At 36.8% G+C, this 16,599-nt stretch carries 15 protein-coding genes and 1 riboswitch; of the genes, 10 read left to right on the plus strand and 5 right to left on the minus strand.

What is annotated here, in order from left to right; all coding sequences use genetic code 11:
• Window positions 1–107 precede the first annotated feature (107 nt).
• Genes ACT2CV_RS03560 through rnd form a run of 6 tightly spaced genes read left to right on the plus strand, consistent with a single transcriptional unit; the run spans window position 108 to window position 7,164 of the window.
• Window positions 108–977, plus strand: a complete 870-nt coding sequence (locus tag ACT2CV_RS03560; protein WP_464972164.1) for a VirK/YbjX family protein — start codon at window positions 108–110, stop codon at window positions 975–977.
• Window positions 978–1,000: 23 nt separating this feature from the next.
• Window positions 1,001–2,950: an ATP-dependent DNA helicase gene (locus tag ACT2CV_RS03565; protein ID WP_464973994.1), complete on the plus strand. Its 1,950-nt coding sequence runs from the start codon at window positions 1,001–1,003 to the stop codon at window positions 2,948–2,950.
• Window positions 2,951–2,959: 9 nt separating this feature from the next.
• Window positions 2,960–3,673, plus strand: coding sequence for a tRNA (adenosine(37)-N6)-threonylcarbamoyltransferase complex dimerization subunit type 1 TsaB (gene tsaB, locus ACT2CV_RS03570; RefSeq protein WP_464972165.1), 714 nt, complete (start codon window positions 2,960–2,962; stop codon window positions 3,671–3,673).
• Window positions 3,674–4,228: a Slp family lipoprotein gene (locus ACT2CV_RS03575; protein ID WP_464972166.1), complete on the plus strand. Its 555-nt coding sequence runs from the start codon at window positions 3,674–3,676 to the stop codon at window positions 4,226–4,228. It begins immediately after the preceding gene.
• A gap of 45 nt (window positions 4,229–4,273) precedes the next feature.
• A complete protein-coding gene (gene fadD, locus ACT2CV_RS03580) occupies window positions 4,274–5,962 on the plus strand; it encodes a long-chain-fatty-acid--CoA ligase FadD (RefSeq protein WP_464972167.1) in 1,689 nt (562 codons plus the stop codon).
• Window positions 5,963–6,021: 59 nt separating this feature from the next.
• Window positions 6,022–7,164, plus strand: coding sequence for a ribonuclease D (rnd, locus tag ACT2CV_RS03585; RefSeq protein WP_464972168.1), 1,143 nt, complete (start codon window positions 6,022–6,024; stop codon window positions 7,162–7,164).
• 42 nt (window positions 7,165–7,206) lie between these two features.
• Here rnd and ACT2CV_RS03590 read toward each other — a convergent pair whose 3' ends face one another.
• Window positions 7,207–8,145 (minus strand): DUF3298 and DUF4163 domain-containing protein, encoded by a 939-nt coding sequence (locus tag ACT2CV_RS03590; protein WP_464972169.1) that lies wholly within the window; start codon window positions 8,143–8,145, stop codon window positions 7,207–7,209.
• 55 nt (window positions 8,146–8,200) lie between these two features.
• A complete protein-coding gene (argS, locus tag ACT2CV_RS03595) occupies window positions 8,201–9,931 on the minus strand; it encodes an arginine--tRNA ligase (RefSeq protein WP_464972170.1) in 1,731 nt (576 codons plus the stop codon).
• A gap of 94 nt (window positions 9,932–10,025) precedes the next feature.
• On the opposite strand from argS, the gene ACT2CV_RS03600 reads away from it, so the two are divergent.
• Genes ACT2CV_RS03600 through ACT2CV_RS03610 form a run of 3 tightly spaced genes read left to right on the plus strand, consistent with a single transcriptional unit; the run spans window position 10,026 to window position 11,414 of the window.
• Window positions 10,026–10,604, plus strand: a complete 579-nt coding sequence (locus ACT2CV_RS03600) for a VOC family protein (RefSeq protein ID WP_464972171.1) — start codon at window positions 10,026–10,028, stop codon at window positions 10,602–10,604.
• Window positions 10,605–10,607: 3 nt separating this feature from the next.
• A complete protein-coding gene (locus tag ACT2CV_RS03605) occupies window positions 10,608–10,928 on the plus strand; it encodes a hypothetical protein (RefSeq protein WP_464972172.1) in 321 nt (106 codons plus the stop codon).
• Window positions 10,929–10,949: 21 nt separating this feature from the next.
• Window positions 10,950–11,414 (plus strand): outer membrane lipoprotein, encoded by a 465-nt coding sequence (locus ACT2CV_RS03610; RefSeq protein ID WP_464972173.1) that lies wholly within the window; start codon window positions 10,950–10,952, stop codon window positions 11,412–11,414.
• Between the two features lie 55 nt (window positions 11,415–11,469).
• On the opposite strand, the gene ACT2CV_RS03615 is transcribed toward ACT2CV_RS03610, so the two are convergent.
• Window positions 11,470–12,327 (minus strand): glycosyltransferase family 8 protein, encoded by an 858-nt coding sequence (locus ACT2CV_RS03615; RefSeq protein ID WP_464972174.1) that lies wholly within the window; start codon window positions 12,325–12,327, stop codon window positions 11,470–11,472.
• 79 nt (window positions 12,328–12,406) lie between these two features.
• Complete coding sequence (gene ycaO / locus ACT2CV_RS03620; protein WP_464972175.1) at window positions 12,407–14,167, minus strand: 30S ribosomal protein S12 methylthiotransferase accessory factor YcaO; 1,761 nt, start codon at window positions 14,165–14,167, stop codon at window positions 12,407–12,409.
• 102 nt (window positions 14,168–14,269) lie between these two features.
• A riboswitch (TPP riboswitch) is annotated at window positions 14,270–14,365 on the plus strand.
• A gap of 85 nt (window positions 14,366–14,450) precedes the next feature.
• Between ycaO and ACT2CV_RS03625 the strand changes: the two genes are divergently transcribed.
• On the plus strand, window positions 14,451–15,497 hold the full coding sequence (locus tag ACT2CV_RS03625; RefSeq protein ID WP_464972176.1) for an ABC transporter substrate-binding protein: 1,047 nt from the start codon (window positions 14,451–14,453) through the stop codon (window positions 15,495–15,497).
• A gap of 43 nt (window positions 15,498–15,540) precedes the next feature.
• Here the strand turns inward: ACT2CV_RS03625 and fbpC are convergent, their stop codons facing one another.
• Window positions 15,541–16,590 (minus strand): ferric ABC transporter ATP-binding protein, encoded by a 1,050-nt coding sequence (gene fbpC, locus ACT2CV_RS03630; protein ID WP_464972177.1) that lies wholly within the window; start codon window positions 16,588–16,590, stop codon window positions 15,541–15,543.
• Window positions 16,591–16,599 lie beyond the last annotated feature (9 nt).

A 16,599-nucleotide genomic window follows, 5' to 3' on the forward strand; every position in this document is an offset into this window, starting at 1 on the left:
TCTTCTTCTCTTTTATTTTTTATGGTTGTCTACATTTTTTATATATTGAAAGCGCAAGTCTTTTTGATTAAAATCATTGATTAATTTTAGCGATTTTAACTTTATTTATGTCTTCATTTTTTTCTTTCCCGACTTTTCAACAATTATTTCCCAATGAAAAACGAAAATTAAAACGTTTTCGAGAATATATTCGCTATCAGCTTGCTTGTTCTTTTTTTAAGAAAGAATGTCAACGCTTAACATCATTCATTAATCAAGACCCTTTTCGTGTAACATTATTTAATCAAAACTTATATAGAGCCAATGTTTTGCTATCAAGTTACTGCGATAAGCGTTGTAATGCTAAACAACGTTTGGATTTAATTATTGCTAATCTGAATGTTATAGAAGAAAAATTAGGCAAAGAACTATTAAATTTGTTACTTGAAAAGCAGTCCATTATTTTAGCGGATCTCACAGAAGAGCTTAGTTTAAATTTGAATATTAATAATATCGATCCATTTGAAGGCTTTTTTTCATTAAATATTCAAGATAAAAGAACAAGACAAAGTATTTATGATGCCTCTTTTACTTTTCTGAATCCAAATCAATTACTAATTGCCTCAATACAGGGGCCTAAAGGGGAAAATGCTCAGGACTTAGTGCGTAACGCGACTAAGAATTTACATGGGGTTCGTCCTATGTTTATGCTGATTAATGGCTTTAAATTGTTGGCACAGAAGTGGCATTGTGAACTATTAGGTATCCCTCATAAATATCAAGCAAAATACCGTTGGAATGATTCAACAAAATTGTTGTTTAACTACGATGAATTTTGGCAAGAAAATGGTGCGGCGTTAAATGACGCATATTGGCAAATTCCTTGCCATATAGAACAGAAACCACTTGAAGAAATCGCTAGTAAAAAACGATCTATGTATCGTAAACGCTACAATATGTTCGACCAAATGCAAGAACAAATCCATCAGGTTCTTTAGTCGAGTATAATCAAAAAGATATGATGTCCAATCAATTAAAAATAGCAGAGGTCTTTTCTGAAAAAGGCACTCTAAGCCAATATATCAAAGGTTTTCGTCCTCGTACGGAGCAAATTGAGATGGCAATGGTGGTTGAAAAATCTATTAAAAATAATACCGCACTTGTTATTGAGGCGGGAACGGGTACCGGAAAAACCTTTGCCTATTTAGCGCCTACCTTGCTCACAAATAAAAAAACAATTATTTCTACTGGCTCTAAAAATTTACAAGATCAATTGTTTAAGCGAGACTTACCTGAAATAAAAAAAGCATTAAATTATTCGGGAAAAATTGCATTGTTGAAAGGCAGGGCAAATTATTTATGTTTAGAGCGTCTTGAACAGGTTAAATATACTGGATTGTTAGGTGATAAATCAATCCTATCAGATTTCTCTAAGTTACAAAAATGGCATACTTATACGGAAACGGGCGATTTATCTGAATGTGAAGATTTAGCTGAAGACAGCCCTATATTACCTCAATTAGTGAGCACTGCAGATAGCTGTTTGGGATCGGATTGCCCACATTACGCAGATTGCTATGTTGCTTTGGCCCGTAAAAAAGCATTGGCAGCAGATCTTGTTGTGGTTAATCATCACCTATTCTGTGCTGATATGGCGGTAAAAGAAAATGGATTTGGTGAATTAATACCTAACGCGGAAGTCATTATTTTTGATGAGGCCCATCAACTCCCCGATATTGCCAGCCAATATTTTGGTCAAACCTTCTCTTCCAAGCAATTGTTTGATTTGTGCAAAGATATGCAAATTGCTTATCGAATGGAAGTAAAAGATATGAAGCAATTAGAGGTGGCTTCTGATCATTTACTTAAAGTGGTACAGGATTTTCGTTTGTTGTTAGGTGAAGGGCAGCAGAAAGGCAATTGGCGTGAATTATACCAGCAAAGTGCGGTGCAAAAAGGCTTTGTTTTTTTGCAAGAAAAATTAGACTTCACCATTGATGTGGTTAAACTTGCTTTAGGCCGTTCGCAAACATTAGACAATATTTATGAACGTTTAACCTTAGTGAAGGCACAATTACAGCGTTTAACTGAAATTAATATTACGGGTTATTGTTATTGGTATGAAACCTTTAACCGCCAATTTTCTTTGAATATCACTCCTTTAACTGTTGCGGATAAATTTGGTGAGCAAATCCAATCAGACAAAAAAAGCTGGATTTTTACTTCGGCAACCTTAGAAGTTGGCGGTTCTTTTCAACATTTTTGTCAACGATTAGGCATTGAAAATGCCGCTCAAAAGGTGTTGGAAAGCCCATTTAATTATGCGGAGCAAGCGTTACTTTGTGTGCCTCGCTATTTGCCTTATTCAAATCAACAACATACTTTAATCCAGTTGGCAGAAATGCTCTTGCCTGTGATTAAAGCCAATAATGGACGCTGTTTTTTACTTTGTACTTCTTATCTTATGATGCGAGGTTTGGCAGAATATTTAAGGGAAAAAAGTGATTTTTCGGTTTTATTACAAGGCGAAAGTCCCAAAACAAAGCTATTACAACAATTTATTCAGCAAGAAAAGTCGGTATTAGTGGCAACGTCAAGCTTTTGGGAAGGCATTGATGTGCGAGGCGATGCCTTATCTTTAGTGATTATTGATAAACTTCCCTTCACTTCGCCAGAAGATCCTTTATTAAAAGCGCGTATAGAAGATTGTCGTTTACAAGGCGGTGAGCCCTTTAATGATATTCAAATTCCAGAAGCCGTCATTGCTTTAAAACAAGGCGTCGGGCGATTAATTCGAGATGTCACTGATCGAGGAGCTGTGATTATTTGTGATAGTCGTTTGGTTACGCGCCCTTATGGTAAAACTTTCTTAAAAAGTTTGCCAAAAGCTACGCGTACAAGAGATCTGAATAAAGTAATCAGCTTTCTTAAAAACTTATCGCCACCTCATATGTCAAAGAAACAAAAATAAAGGAATACTATGAATAATGTCACATTGCTTGCCTTAGATACTTCAACGGAAGCTTGCTCAGTCGCGCTATTACATAAAGGTGAATTAACCCATTTAGATGAGCTTGCTGAACGCACCCATACCAAACGTATTTTGCCGATGATTGAACACATTTTGCAACAATCAGGCATTGCATTAAAACAAGTTGATGCTTTAGTTTTTGGACGAGGTCCCGGCAGTTTTACTGGCGTTCGAGTGGGAGCAGGTGTCGCACAGGGACTGGCTTTTGGTGCTGACTTACCCGTTATTGCAGTATCGAATTTAACAGCAATGGCACAAGCAGCTTATGAATTACATCAAGCGGAAAATGTGATTGCCGCTATTGATGCTCGCATGAATGAAGTCTATTTTTCGCAATTAAAACTTGAAAAAGTGCGGTTAGAAAATCAAACGTTTTTACAATGGCAAGAAATTATAAATGAACAGGTTTGTTCTCCACAATTGATGCTTGAACAACTTAAGGATGTAAATGATGACTGGCATACAGTGGGAACAGGTTGGAAAGCTTATTTTGAGCAACAACCAGTAGGACAGCAAACTGATATTTTATTACCTTCAGCGAAATACATGATTGCTCTTGCTTTGCCAATGTGGTATCAGAAGCAAATTATCAATGCAACGGAAATTGAGCCTGTTTATTTACGCAATGATGTCGCTTGGAAGAAACTTCCTGGGAGAGAATAAATGATCCGAAAAATTTGTGCGATTTTCACCGCACTTTTACTGGCTAGCTGTGTTAATCCGCCTGCCGGTTTAGAAAAAGATGAATTCACCATTACTCGTTTAAGCCAAATAAAAGCAGATGATTATTCATGCCATTGCAAACAAGTGCGATTAGGTGGCAAAGTGCTGTCAGCAACGGCATTGAAAAAACAGACAAAATTAGAAATTCTCAGTCTGTCAGTGAGCTCGCTATCGGCAAAACCTATATTGGATAGCCAAAGTGACGGGCGCTTTATTGCTTATGTGGAAGGTTTTATTGATCCTGAACAAGTGAAAAATCAATATGTTACGATAAAAGGTGTATTAGCATCTCAAGAAAAAGGAAAAATTGATTTAGCGGATTATGTATATCCTGTTATTAATGCTACAGCATTTAAACAGTGGCGATTAGTGCAAGAATATTATTATGATCGCGATGATTGGGAAGATTGGTACGAGGATCGTTTTGGTTTCCCAGGCTGGCGTATTGGCGGTTTTTGGCATATGGAACCAAAATTGCGTTATGTACTTTATTAATGATATATTTACGCAGCAAAATTTTAGTGATAAGTAGGAAAGAATATGGAAAAACTCTGGTTTCAAAATTACCCAAAAGGGGTTGAGAAAGAAATAGATACTTCAAAATATGCGAATTTGTTGGATATGTTTGAAAATGCGGTGCGTACTCACCCCGATCGTCCTGCTTATATCAATATGGGGCAAGTTCTCACTTTTCGTAAACTTGAAGAACGCAGTCGTGCTTTTGCGGCTTATTTGCAAAATGAATTAAAGTTAAAACAAGGCGATCCAGTGGCGTTGATGATGCCTAATTTATTGCAATATCCAATTGCTTTATTCGGTGTACTGAGAGCTGGGTTAGTTGTTGTGAATGTGAATCCGCTTTATACGCCTCGTGAATTAGAGCATCAATTACAAGATAGTAAAGCCAAAGCCATTGTTGTTGTTTCAAATTTTGCTTCTACGCTAGAAAAAATTGTATTTAATACTGAAGTCAAACATGTGATTTTAACCCGTATGGGCGATCAGCTTTCTTTTGGTAAGCGAACATTAGTGAATTTCGTCGTGAAATATGTGAAAAAGCTAGTGCCAAAATATAAATTGCCTCATGCAGTGACATTTCGTGAAGTATTGAGTGTCGGTAAAATGCGTCAATACGTACGTCCTGAGCTAGATTCTAGTGCATTAGCCTTTTTGCAATATACCGGTGGTACAACAGGCGTGGCGAAAGGGGCGATGCTTTCTCATGGCAATATGGTCGCAAATGTGATGCAAGCGCGTTGGATTGCCCAACCTTTTGTTGGTAATAATAATCGTCAACGCAAAGCAGTTTTACCATTGCCGCTTTACCACATTTTTGCGCTCTGTGCTAACTGCTTACTCTTTATTGAATTAGGCATTACCGCAGTATTAATTACCAATCCTCGCGATATTGATGGATTCATTAAAGAGCTGAAAAAACATCAATTTGTCGCGATCACCGGTGTGAATACCTTATTTAATGCTTTATTAAATAATGAGAATTTTAAAGAGGTTGATTTCTCCCATTTAAAATTAAGTGTTGGCGGAGGCATGCCGATACAACAAGCTGTCGCAACACGTTGGCATGAATTAACCGGCTGCAATATTATCGAAGGCTATGGTTTGACGGAATGTTCGCCATTAGTGGCTGCTTCAACGGTTGATTGTCTAACCCATGATGGTAGCATTGGGGTGCCAGTACCGAATACTGATGTAAAAATTATCAAAGAAGATGGTTCAGAAGCAGCTTTAGGCGAAGCAGGAGAGCTTTGGGTTAAAGGCGAACAAGTCATGCAAGGTTATTGGCAACGTCCAGAAGCAACGGCTGAGATTTTGAAAGAGGGTTGGTTAGCAACAGGTGACATTGTTGTGATGAACGAAACCGGTATTTTACGCATTGTTGACCGTAAAAAAGACATGATTTTGGTTTCTGGATTCAATGTTTATCCAAACGAAATTGAGGATGTGGTCATGCTCAATTACAAAGTAGCAGAAGTTGTTGCGATTGGTGTGCCAAGCGAGGCATCGGGAGAAAGTATCAAAATTTTTGTCGTGAAGAAAGATGATAGTCTAACCCGAGATGAATTACGTCAACATTGCCGTCAATATCTCACTGGCTATAAAGTACCTAAAGACATTGAGTTTCGTGATGAATTACCAAAAAGTAATATCGGGAAAATCTTACGTCGTGTATTAAGAGATGAAGAGTTAGCGAAACGTTCTCAAAGCTAATTGGAAAATAAAAGAAATAATGCACGTTTTTAACGTGCATTATTGTTTAATCAGTAAATATGATAAAAGAAGTAAAAAATCCACTGCACTTTAATCTCATCACAACAGATGAGCAACTCGCAGAAATTTGTCAACGCGCGCAACAAAAGAAAGTCATTGCCTTAGATACCGAATTTGTCCGAATTCGTAGCTATTATCCAAAGCTAGGGCTTATTCAACTCTATGACGGTGAACAAGTTAGTTTAATTGACCCAACTGAGATCAACGATTTTTCGCCCTTTGTTGATTTGTTAGCAGATCAGCAAGTTCATAAAGTCTTGCATGCTTGCTATGAAGATCTTGAGGTATTTCAGCATTATTTTAACCAATTCCCTGAACCGTTAACGGATACGCAGGTGATGGCGAGTTTCCTTGCTTTTCCAACTTCAATGGGATTAGCTACGTTAATTCAGCATTATTTTCAAATTGAAATGGATAAAGGTGCTTCTCGCACTAATTGGTTAGCTCGCCCTTTATCTGCTAAGCAATTAGAATATGCCGCAGCAGATGTGTGGTATTTGCTGCCTTTGTATCAAAAAATGAAGGAAGAATTGGATAAAACACCTTGGCAAAGTGCGGTGCAATTTGATAGTGAATTGTTATTGGAAAAACAACGCAAAGTTAAATTGCCTGAAAAAGCTTATCTGACCATTTCCAATGTGGCGAAGCTGCAACAAGAAGAATTAATGCGATTAAAATTACTTGCACAATGGCGACAAGAAGAAGCCATTAAACGAGATTTGGCGTTGAATTTTGTGGTCAGAGCCGAACATTTGTATACTGTGGCAAAATACGCGCCAAAGCATACTTCAGAATTATTAAATTGGGGATTAGATCCGCAAGAAGTACGAATTCATGGTAAAAAATTATTGCATATTATTGAGCAAGCCAAACGAGTGGATTCTGCTGAATATCCACCTTTGATCCAAAAATTATCTGATGATCCTCGTTATAAAAAATCCTTGAAATTATTGCAACAGAAATTAAAAGAAATCACTCCAGCGGGCTTAGCAACAGAGGTGATTGCAAGTAAGAGAGGATTAGAAAGTTTGATGAAATGGGTTTGGGTTAAACAGAAAGATCCCGATTCATTACCTGATTTAATGCGTGATTGGCGCGCTCCATTTGGACAATCGCTTGTTAAACTACTCGAATCTTGTTAAAAATAAACCGCACTTTAAAGTGCGGTCTTGTTTATCAACGTTTTACCAACGGTATTTAGGATTAATAATATCTTTCACTTGTCCCCAATATACTTTCAAGATAATTTCACCTTCTGCGTACGGTCCTATTGCGTATGGTGGATAAACAAAATTAATTCCTTCGGCATCAAAATAGAAATCAGGGGAAATGTATAATTCACTTTCAGGCGTATAAAATTCGTTTTCTTTTATCTTATTATCTAATCTATATTGATAATCTTTATAACTTTCCCATAAGAATTTTTTTAATGCAGGGTGATTTTTTGTGGCAAACAGATCTTCTAATTTAATAATAGATTTGGTTTCAGTATCAATATGATAGTAATTTGACCAATTCATGCCATGGGCACCACCACTATAAGTGCTAGTATATTGAGCAAAACTAATGACATTTTGTCTTTGTCCTATATAAGTCAAAAAGAATTCATATTCATTGCCAAGACTTTCAAAATTCTTGCTAGACTGTAAGTCACCTTCGTAATAGAACTGCATTAGCGCCTTAAAACGATCTTTGTTAGTTGGCAATGCTTTTATTTTTTTTAGTACTTCAGGCGACTCCGCTAAGTTTTCATCAAGTTTCCCTATTAATTGCTGATAAAGAAGATTATCTAGCCACTCGTACCCTGTTTCCACCGTTTCGACATGATAATTAATATAACTTTCTGTGTAACCATACTCATCATCTTTAGGTTGAGTACGTTTAAACTCTTCTTTAGCGCTGAAGATAGTAATTGGTTTAACATTTAATGTTGGAATTTCTGAGCTGATTTTATTCAGTTTATCTTGGGCTGCTTGAAGCTCTGCTTGGGATTTTTCTAAGTCCGCTTTTAATTGCACGACTTCACGTTCTGCTTGTAATAACTTAGCCTGAGTTTCTTTATCATTACATCCAGTTAATACTAAGGCAGAGAGAATGGCGAATGAAAGGATTGATGTGCGCATAATTTTTCCTCTTAAATAAAAGCCATCAGATAAATATGCTGATGGCTTGCTGTTATTACATTTTTTCAACGGTTTTAATGCCGAGTAAATCTAATCCTTGTTTTAAGGTTCGCTCGGTTAATTGTGCTAATTTCAAACGGCTTAATTTCAAGCTTTCTTCTGCATTAAGAATTGGGCAATGTTCGTAGAAGCTAGAGAATGCACCCGCAAGCTCATAAAGATAAGCACAGAGAATATGTGGTGTGCCCTCTTTTGCCACTGTTTGCACCGCTTCTTCAAATTGCAATAATTTTAATGCGAGATTGCGTTCTTTCTCTTCCGTTAATTGAATCTTAGCTTGAGAAAGTGCGGTCAAATCTACGTCAGTTTTATTAAAAATTGAACGAATTCGGGTGTAGGCATATTGCATATAAGGCGCAGTGTTACCTTCAAAACTGAGCATATTATCCCAATCAAAAACATAATCAGTGGTACGATTTTTTGATAAGTCAGCATATTTAACTGAGCCAATTGCAACGGCTTCAATCACAGCTTGTTTTTCTTGCTCAGAAAGTGCGGTGGATTTTTCATTAATTAATTTAGTCGCACGTTCTACTGCTTCATCCAATAAATCCGCTAATTTCACTGTGCCACCAGAACGGGTTTTGAATGGTTTACCATCTTTCCCTAGCATCATACCGAAGTTTTGATGTTCCAAGCTAAAATAGTCAGGCACATAACCGGCTTTACGTGTGATTAACCACGCCTGCTGCATATGTTGGCTTTGGCGAGTATCAGAAAATACAAGGGCACGATCCGCTTTTAAGGTTTCGTAACGATATTTCGCAGCGGCAATATCCGTTGTGGTATAAAGGAAACCGCCGTCTTTTTTCTGCACGATAACGCCCATTGGTTCGCCTTCTTTATTTTTAAATTCATCCAAATAAACGACCAAAGCGCCTTGATCTTCTACAGCTAAACCTTGCGCTTTGAGATCGGCCACAATTGCAGGCAACATTGGATTATAAAGGCTTTCACCCATAACATCTTTTTCTGTTAAGGTGACATTTAAGCGGTTGTAATTTAATTGGTTTTGCGACATTGTCATATCAACCAATTTTTTCCACATAGTTAAGCAATATTGGTCGCCACTTTGTAGTTTAACAACATAGTTACGTGCTTTTTCTGCGAACTCTTCATCATTATCGTAATGTTCTTTAGCTGCGCGGTAGAAAGCTTCTAGGTCGCTTAATTCCATTTCCGTTGCATGTTCATTTTCCATTTTCTCAAGATAGGCAATGAGCATACCGAATTGAGTTCCCCAGTCACCAATGTGATTGGCTCGGATCACTTTATGTCCCATAAATTCTAAAGCACGCGCAACGGCATCGCCAATGATGGTTGAACGTAAATGACCAACATGCATTTCTTTTGCCACATTTGGTGAAGAATAATCTATCACGATAGTTTGTGGCTGTTCTGTTTTTATACCTAAATTCACCGCACTTAGTGCTTGCTCTGATTGAGTAGCAAGCCAAGTTTTATCCAAGAAAATATTAATAAAGCCAGGGCCTGCAATCTCTAATTTTTCAGCGATGTTGTTGAGATCTAAGTTATCGAGGACTTTCTGTGCGAATTCTCGTGGATTTAAACCGAGTTTTTTCGCTGCTCCCATAATACCATTTGCTTGATAGTCACCAAACTGAGGTTTACCTGATTGGCGTACAACAGGATCAGTATTAGATTCAGCGCCTGCTGCGATCATAGCTTGTTGAATTTTGTGGGATAAAAGAGTTTGAATATTCACGTTTTTACCTATGCGAAGGGTTATTTGGTTATTAAAAAATAATGGGTTATGATACTTTGATTTTCCATTTTATTAAAGATAAACGAGATAAAAAATGCAAAAACAGCACCAATTATTTCAATCAGATTTAAGCAATTACCAAGATTTCCTTGATTTTCAGCAAAAAATACAAGAACTCGCTCAAGTTATTGGGATTGATTTAACTAAATTTCATATAGATCACTTAGCTTTACGAGTAAATAGTGAAGATAATGCAAGAAATTGGTTGGAACTACTGAGGAAGAACGGTATAATTCTCAGCGATAATATTGTAAATGGGCGAGTCATTTATTTAATTCAATTAAATAATGCACTCAATTTTATTGGGCAGCCTGTGGATATTGTCGAATTACCGTTCCCTAAAAATAAGTGCTATCCATTGGAATCATGGGAGCATATTGAGATTGTGATACCATTTGAAGACGGTGAAACAACACCAAATTGGTTTTCTCGTCTTGAGAAACAATTTTTATGGAACAATTTAACAACTATAGATGTCAAATTGAGTGAACCTAAGGTGGATGGGGAAAAATTACCAAATCCATCTATTGCAATTAGTTTTGCTGACAAAAGTAAAAATCATGTATGTATCAAGGTTCACCCATATAGCATAAAGACTATAATCGAGGTTTAGAGAATGAAAAAAATGTTAGCATTAGCTGTTTTAGCAGCTGTTGGGGTATCTGCTTGTTCAAGTCAACATAAAGATGATGAAAATTCTTATCATGGAACAGTATTATTTAGCCAATATGAAGGCGAAAATTTAAAATTAACTGTTAGAAAAGATAACTGCGAAGCAGACAAACGTGATACAGCAACTGAAGATGTTGTTGTAACTCAAAAATACGATTCAGATATCGTTGTTGGTGCTTGCGTTAAAGTAACTGATAATGGCTCTGACAACGTTTCTCGTTCAGTATCACGCTCTTGGTTATCAAGAACGGGTATTTTTCACTAATAACATTAAAGGTTAGTTAAAATGAAAAAAATCACATTAGCATTAGCGATTTTGGTTAGCTTTGGGTTAGCGGGCTGTGCTAACACAGATATTTATAGCGGTGACGTTTATTCTGGTCAGCAATCAAAAGAAGCTCGCTCTATTACTTATGGTACAATTGTTTCTGCTCGTTCTGTTAAAATTCAAGCAGATAACCAAGGCGTACTTGGTTCTGTGGGCGGCGGTGCTATTGGTGGTATTCTTGGCTCTACTGTCGGTGGTGGCACTGGTCAAGCAATTGCAACTGCTGTTGGCGCTATCGCTGGTGCTGTAGTTGGTAGCAAAATTGAAGAAAAAGCGAGCCAAGTTGATTCATTAGAGATGGTAATCAAAAAAGATGACGGCAAAGAAATTGTTGTTGTTCAGAAATATGATGCTAAGTTGGCAAAACCAGGTACGCGAGTTCGTATCGTTGGTGGCTCAACATTAAATGTTTCAGCTTTATAAGCTAATCAATATCTCAATTAAAAAGACCTTTGATTGTTTCAAAGGTCTTTTTTATCTAACATGATATATGTTTCTGAATTATATCAGACCATTCTAGTCCATTATAGAACCAATATTTTGTTCTAAATTCGGGCGTTACTTCATCTTTTATATTTAACCAGGGTTTATAAGGACCCGTAAAATGTATGATTTTAGGTGGAGTAGCTAATTTATCAAATTCAGCCAGTTCCTCTAACATATTGGCAGCTCTAAGAACAACTTTTGCATGTAGTTGGTAATTATAAATTTTGTTTATACTTCCCCATTTATTTTTACATACGATATTTAGCACATCCTGATCGAGGTAAATTAAGTTTGGGTACTTTAATGTATATTCGCAAAGTGTAGCTGTAATATTTTGTTCTTTCCATAACTTATTGTTAACTAATAAAACACCTGCTCCAAAATAGGGTTTCATATCAGGGAAGTCTTCATAAGAATGTGAAACTTTACTTGAATTTGTGTAAGGGTCCTCAGTAGCCATTACTAAATTATCTTTGAAATCCATGCTATAAAATTCGTCGATATTATCGTCAATAACAATATCGCAATCTAAATAAAGAATTCTATCTTCTGGAAGATCTGAGATGAAATATCGGTAACAAGTTGGAGATGTAATTCTATTTAGAACGGTAAATCCATCAAATATATCTGTAATGACTTTTACATCTATAATTTGACATTCTATTTTATTTAACGATTTATTCAGGACTTGAAACCACTCATCAGGAAATTCTTTATTTAACAAATAGAATTTCACATTTTGATGATGGTAGCAAACGGATTTAATTAATGTAATAACTTGCTCAGAATAGTTTAAATCAGCAGCTAAAGCGATTACTATTTGTTTGTCTGTGGCTTCATATGCTTGCATAGTTTTACTCTTATATTAATATGATAATTTTTTCTAAAAATTAGGATACTGCATATTTTTTAGTTTTGAAATAAATTTATCACCCATTTTCACGCTTTGCTTTTTGTAATTTTGCATACGCATTTAAGAGTTTTTGGTGTGCTCGTAGCTGTTGTAAGTGCTCGTCATCAGCTAATAAATCGTAGAATGGATTTCCTTGTTCTGATACAGCAGCCCAAGCCGAATTTCTAGCTGTTTCTCCGTACATTTTTCCAAATGCATGGTAATACTGTTCAGGTTGGCGTTCTTCATCAAGGAAAAGTTCGATTGTATTAATTAAACAACGATAATAATTAGCACGTTCTGGCGTAAATACGGAATTATTCATATTATATGTCCAATTTGCCCATTCCAATGCTAACTCTAATTCGCCTAAGGCTAAATAAAGCATTGATTTAAGTTCGCCAATACGTAAGGTTGACCAACCTGATTTAGGGGGCGCCACAATACCAATAAACTCACGAACTCGGGTTGCATCATCAATTCCTTGTTCATCTAATTCATCCAATAGCTCTTGGTAAGTGTCTTGATCATGATGAAAGTGCGGTAAATCGAGCAAGATTTCTCGCCAATCCATCCCTGCGTTATTGTTGGCATAAATTAAATCATCAACTGGATAAATATCTGACATGGAAGGCACGATAATTCGGCAAGCGTACACGCCTAAGTGGTTGTAATCCATAATATAAACTTGTTTGTTGTCCGCATTAAATATGGCCATTAAATTATTGTATTCTTGTTCCGTTGTTCCAGAAAAATTCCAATGAACAAATGGATAATCTGAAGTTTGTTTAAAGAGATCCCAAGAAATTAAGCCGCTTGAATCAATAAAGTGCGTTTCTAAATTCGCATGTTCTGCCACATCATCGTTGTTGAAAGAAGGGGGAGCAAAGACATCTAAATCTTTGAGACTACGACCCTGTAATAATTCCGTTACTGTACGTTCAAATGCAACTTGGAAATTTGGATGCGCACCGAAGGAAGCAAAACAAGTGCCATTATTTGGATTAAATAAAATCACTGCGATAACTGGGTATTTACCGCCTAAAGAGGCATCGTAGCAGTAAATTGGGAAACCTTCCTGTTCTAATGTTTGAATGGATGCTTGAATACTCGGATATTGTGCAATAACATCCGCAGGAATTTCAGGTAAGCTGATTGCCTCGGCAATAATTTTATTTTTTACATAGCGTTCAAATACTTCAGATAATCCTTGAACGCGAGCTTCATATTTGGTATTGCCTGCCGACATGCCGTTCGATACATATAGGTTAGCAATAATGCTTTGTGGAATGTAAACGGGTTTCTGATCGGATTGGCGAATATAAGGCAAGGCAACGATCCCTCGATCATAGTTGCCAGATTGTAAATCAATTAATAAATCAGGTGTCAATTCACCTTCGGGATCAAAATAGCCGAGTAAATAATCGTCTAAAATTCCTTCTGGTAACATATCTTCATCTTCGATAGGGAACCATTTTTCTGAAGGGTAGTGAACAAAATCACTTTCAGCAATATCTTTACCTAAATAATAGTCAGCGAAAAAATAGTTAGTAGAAAGACGTTCAAAATATTCGCCTAATGCGGAAGCTAATGCTGCTTTTTTACTTGCCCCTTTACCATTTGAAAAACATTGCGGGCAATCTTTATCACGAATATGGACAGACCATACGTTTGGAACAGGATTTAACCAGGAGGCTTCTTCAATATCAAAACCAAGTGCGGTTAATTTTTGTTGAAATTTATGGATACTTTCTTCAAGCGCGGCATCTTTACCTAAGATAAAGGTTTGTTCTGTCATTGGGTTACCTTACAGAGAATACGAAAATTTGCCGAATTGTATCATGTTACAGATGAATGCGTATAAGTTATTTACAAATGGTGTATTAAGCTTTATAGTTGTGGCGTTTAGTCGGGGTGCTGAACAATGTTCAGCTGAGATGATACCCGTGAACCTGATACAGTTAACGCTGACGTAGGGAACTAATTAGAGATAAATATCGTTATCTTTTCTATCATTATGTCTTTCTTTTCGTTTAGTGGTTAGTCTGTGTTTTCTTTTCACTTAAACGAGGAGTAAATTCATGACAACTTTTCCATCCATTCACAAAACAAGTCTAAAATTGACCGCACTTTGTGGTTTATCATTATTTATGCTTTCACAGCCAGCACAAGCAGAAGGGCGCTTAACCGTCTATTGCAGCATGCAAAATGCGACCTGTGAAAAAATTGTGCAACGTTTTGCAGAAAAATATAACGTAGATGCACAGTTCGTGCGTAATAGTACGGGTACCATTCTAGGTAAAATTAAAGCGGAGAAAGAGAATCCACAAGCGGATTTATGGTATGGCGGCACCTTAGAGCCTCATTTCCAAGCCGCTGGTGAAGGCTTGTTAGAGAAATATCGTTCTCCTAAGCAAAAAGAAATTATGCCTAGATTTAAGCATTTAACAGAAAAACTAGGTGAATATAGTTCGATTATTTATTTAATGGAACTTGCTATTGGGGTCAATACAGAAAAATTAGAAAAATTGGGGATTGAACCGCCAAAATGTTTTGCTGATTTAGTGGATCCTCGTTTTAAAGATCAAATTCAATATCCTGATCCGCGCGTATCAGGCACAGGTTATTCATTTTTAACCACATTAGTTCAACTTTGGGGCGAAGAAAAAGCTTTTGAATTCTTTAAAAAATTGGATAACAACGTGGTGCAATATAGCAAAAGTGGTTTAGCTACTAGTAAATTGGCGACGGGTGAAGTCGGTGTTGATGTGAGCTTTATGCACAGCTATATACGCGAAAAAGATAAAGGCGCTCCAGTAAAAGGCATTATACCTTGTGAAGGTGCAGGCTATACCTTAGGCGCAATTAGTATTCTTAAAGGTGCGCGTAATTTAGATAATGCGAAGTTATTTGTTGATTTTGCGTTAGATAAAGAAGCACAAGAAATGATGTGGCGAAATGCAGATTCTTATCAGCTTCCAACCAATATTCATGCGGAAATCTCACCAAAATCCAGTAATCCGACAGAATTGAAATTAATCGATATTGATTTTATTCGTTTTGGTTCTGATAAAGAAGCGAAACGCTTAACTGAGCATTGGCTACAAGAAACCAAAATGGCGAAGTAAAAAACAAAGAAAAAGTGCGGTGTAATTCACCGCACTTTTATCTTTAGGCTTCTTTTTTCAGTAAAAACACGCCATGTTCTGCCAGGTGCAGATAAGCCTGTTGTGCATTAGGATCAAACTCTTCTGGATTGCTGTTGACAAGCAGATCTTTTCCGCCCCATTCTGCCACAATTTCCCAGTGATTTCCCATATATACCGCACTTTTAATGTGGCAGTGTTGGCTTTCTTCGCCAGTGTTTTTCAGTTTAATTGCTTCTGGACGAATACCCACTAAACATTCTCCATCGGCTAATCCGAATTGTGATGAATTGGAAAGAGGGAAACTGTAACCATTCACTGTTACTTTATCTTGAGAAAGATGACCATCAAAAATACTACTTTCGCCCATAAAGTTGGCTAAGAAGAGTGAGTTAGGGCGAAGGTAAAGCTCTTTTGCAGGTGCTTTTTGCATAATTTTACCTTTATGCATAACAATAACTTCATCAGAAACAGCAAAGGCTTCTGTTTGATCATGAGTAACATAAAGAGAAGTAATGCCTAAACGCTGTTGCAATTCGCGGATTTTCTCACGCATAGAGCGGCGTAAATTAGCATCAAGGTTACTTAATGGCTCATCAAATAAAAGCACTTTTGGTTTGAGTACTAATGCACGCGCTAAAGCAACACGTTGTTGTTGACCACCAGAAATTTGGTCAACAAAGCGATCTTCAAATCCAGCTAAATCCACTAATTCAAGGGCTTCTTTTACTCGTTGTTTTCGTTCTTCCATGCCAACGCCTTGCATGCGTAAGCCATAACCTACGTTATCGCCAATCGACATGTGTGGGAAGAGAGCATAGGATTGGAATACAATACAAATATCACGATTTTGAATGGATGATTTGGTGACATCTTCTCCATCAATAAAAATCTGTCCCTCGGTTGGACTTTCTAAGCCTGCTACTAAACGTAATACTGTGGTTTTACCACAACCTGATGGACCAAGTAAGGTCACCATTGTGCCACGCTTAATGGTTAAATCTAAATTATCAATAACGACGGATTTTCCAAATGATTTGGTAATGTTTTTTAATACTAAAAAATCGTTGTTCATATATTTACT

The sequence above is a fragment of the Reella acinonychis genome (genome assembly GCF_052384575.1).
GTDB lineage: Bacteria > Pseudomonadota > Gammaproteobacteria > Enterobacterales > Pasteurellaceae > JBQSUQ01.